We start from the raw sequence: 3,114 nt of genomic DNA on the forward strand, positions 1-3,114 counted from the left end.
GCCCGCCGCCCTCACGCAGAGGGGGCGTGCGGGAAAAGCTTCTCCCCCGAAGCCGCCGTACCTATTCCCCATTCCCTATTCCCCATTCCCTATTCCCTGCCGTTCCTGCTGTTCCCCCGCTCCTCGAGCATCGCCCAGATCGTCTCCAGCGAATCCGCGTCTTCGGGCCGCTTGTCCGTGCGCCAGCGCAGCATGCGGGGAAAGCGGACTGCAACGCCGCTCTTGTGGCGTGGCGAGCGCTGGATCCCCTCGAACGCAAGCTCGAACACCAGCTCCGGCTTCACTGTGCGCACCGGGCCGAACCGCTGCGTGGTGTTGCGGCGCACAAAGCTGTCCACCTTGCGGATCTCCTCGTCCGTCAGCCCGGAGTACGCCTTGGCGAACGGCACCAGCTCACCCTCCTTCCACACGCCGAACGTGTAGTCGGAATACAGCGAGGCGCGCCGGCCGTGGCCCCGCTGCGCGTAAATCAGGACGGCGTCCAGCGTGAACGGCTCCACCTTCCACTTCCACCATCCGCCCTTTCGTCTCCCGACACCGTAGGGCGCGTCCAGCCGCTTCAGCATCAGCCCCTCAGCGGCGCGGCCGCGCGCGTCGGCGTAGGCGCGCAGCACGTCATCCCACGAGCCTGTCTGGGCGATGGGGGAAAGCAGAAAGCGCCCGGCGGAGGGCGTCGCTCGGATGAGCTCCTCCAGCCGCGCGCGCCGGTCAGAGAGCGGCCGTTCGCGGATGTCCGCGCCGCCGGCCTCCAGCAGGTCGTACGTAAGCAGGACCACGGGGACTTCGGCCAGAATCTTGGTGCCCAGCACCTTGCGCCCGATGCGCCGCTGCAGCTGCGCGAACGGGAGCGGCCCGTCGCGCCACGGCATGATCTCGCCGTCCAGCACCGTGCCGTCCGGCAGCAGCGCGGCGGCCTGCGCCAGTTCGGGAAAGCGCTCCGTGATCAGCTCCTCGCCGCGCGACCAGATGAAGGTGGCTCCCGCGCGGCGAATGACCTGCGCGCGAATGCCGTCCCACTTCCACTCCGCCTGCCATTCCGCCGGGTCGCCCAGCGCCTCGGGCTCGCCCTCCAGCGCGTAGGCCAGAAAGAACGGGTACGGGCGGCTGAGGTCGGCGTCCCGCGTGTCGGCGTGCAACAGGCGCAGGTAGAACTCCGGCGTGGGATCCCATGCGCCCATCATCCGGTGCGCCACGGCGGCCTCCTCCACCCCGCCCAGCCGGGAGAGCGCGCGCACCACCAGGCTCTGCGACACGCCCACCCGAAAGCTGCCGGTGATCAGCTTGTTCCACACGTAGGCTTGTGCGCCATCCATCTGCCGCCACGCCTGCTCCACCACGCGCCGCTGCGACTCCTCGTCCTCGCCGCGCAGGGGGAGCAGGCGTTCCTCCACCCAGTGCCGCAGCGGAAGGTCGCTGGATGCACCGCTGGCGGGAAGCAGCAGGCTGATGGTTTCCGCCAGGTCGCCCACGGACTCGTAGCACTCCGCGAACAGCCACTCCGGCACGTCCGCCGCCTCCATGGCCCACGCCGCCAGCTTGCGCGCGCCGATCAGCCGCTTGGGCCGGCGCCCGCTCAGAAAGTGGACCGCCCACGCCCCGTCCGCGGGGTCGGCCGACGCGAAGTAGCGGGCGAGCGCGTCCACCTTCTCGCCCGTCTTCGTAGTCTCGTCCAGCTCGGCGTAGAGCGCGGCGAAGGCCTTCACGGGTCCGGTGGATGACGGAAATGGTGTGTAGAGTGGTACGGCCCGCGGTGCGGTCAGGTAAGTTGCGTGCCGCAGCGCGCGGTGGCGGTTTCACGGGCCGAGGAAGTCTCCTTGCAGATGGCTGGAACGGCAGCATCGCGGGATCCGTCGGGCGAGGCTCGCACAGTGCCGCCGTAAACGATCTCGATCGTGCCGACCGCAAAATCTGCACGCGCGATTCCTGCTCGTGTACGCGCTTCGGCCAGCCGCCGCCTCCACCTGCGCGCGCTTTCCAGAAGCGTGCGTCCCCCTCGATCCCCGGGAGGGCCGTTGCGTCCGCCGCAATGGAGCTTTCCCTTCGCCTGTGGTGCGGCCCTGAGTTCACGGGATCGCGCGGCAGGTCGTGCGATCCGCTGGCCCAGGAGACGCTCCGGCGAAATGTGTGACTCTCGCAAAAAAATTCGGATGCCCTCCTGCCACACCTCGTCTCTCAGGCGGCCACTCGGCTTCGCCCCCGCCGTGCGGGAGCGATGAAGCACGTGCCCACTTGCCCGCATGACCTGCCGCGCCTGCACGCGATGGGTGAAGAACCAGGAAGGGCGGGTGCGTTTCCGCACCCGCCCCGCCGGTCAGGTTCCCGCGGTCACCTGGTCCGGGGCAGACGACCAGTACCGTTCGCGCATCCGGTCCGCCATCACCACCATCCCGTACGCCACGCCGGCGGCAACGAGGCCGTAGTGGCTCAGCAGATACACGGGCCAGATGGACGCCCACACCGCGTTCATGATGGAATCCACGCTGAACCCCCAGAACCACGACAGAAATCCGGTCCGCACCAGGTCCTGCACCCCGGTGGCGCGCTGAACCGTCTCTCCCAGCGACTGCGCCTCCAGCAGGCACCAGAAGCCGAGCCCCACCACACCGTAGGCGCCGCCGCCGAACGAAGCTACCCGGCTGCGCAGGCTGTCTCCCGCGCGGGCGCGGCGTCCCGGGGTGCGCACCCACCGCCACATGGCGCGCCCCGTGATCACCACCGCCGCCACCATGACCCCGGCGCGAAAGCCGGCTCCCGCCGTCCACCCGCTGCCCAGCGCGCCGCCGATCATGGCTCCGGCCGCCGCGATGAGCCCCAGCGCCGCCCAGCCGCGTCCGCTCATCGACCGCACCACGCTCAGCATGGGCGACGAGTGGATCTGCGCTGCGACCGCGTTTCCCGGCCCCGAGTGCAGCCTGTCGTCCAGAGACGCCGGACGCGGACGCATCCTGTGGTTCATCGAGCAGATTCCCGTTCAGATGGGGAGTGTGGCAGCGCGCAGGCAAACATAACCGCGCATCAAGCGGTCCTGGCAGGCGCTCGATGGACACCGCGCCCGTCGGTTGCCGTCGTCGATCAGTGCCGTCCCTGCTGCATACGGCGATGGAACGGGAAAGG

General features: G+C 69.6%; 2 protein-coding genes. Both read right to left on the reverse strand.

The window, feature by feature from the left end:
• Window positions 1-89 precede the first annotated feature (89 nt).
• A complete protein-coding gene (locus VF665_RS14485) occupies window positions 90-1,703 on the reverse strand; it encodes an ATP-dependent DNA ligase (RefSeq protein ID WP_331054149.1) in 1,614 nt (537 codons plus the stop codon).
• Window positions 1,704-2,311: 608 nt separating this feature from the next.
• Window positions 2,312-2,956, reverse strand: a complete 645-nt coding sequence (locus VF665_RS14490) for a hypothetical protein (RefSeq protein ID WP_331054150.1) — start codon at window positions 2,954-2,956, stop codon at window positions 2,312-2,314.
• Between the last annotated feature and the right edge of the window lie 158 nt (window positions 2,957-3,114).

This window comes from Longimicrobium sp. (assembly GCF_036387355.1).
GTDB lineage: Bacteria > Gemmatimonadota > Gemmatimonadetes > Longimicrobiales > Longimicrobiaceae > Longimicrobium.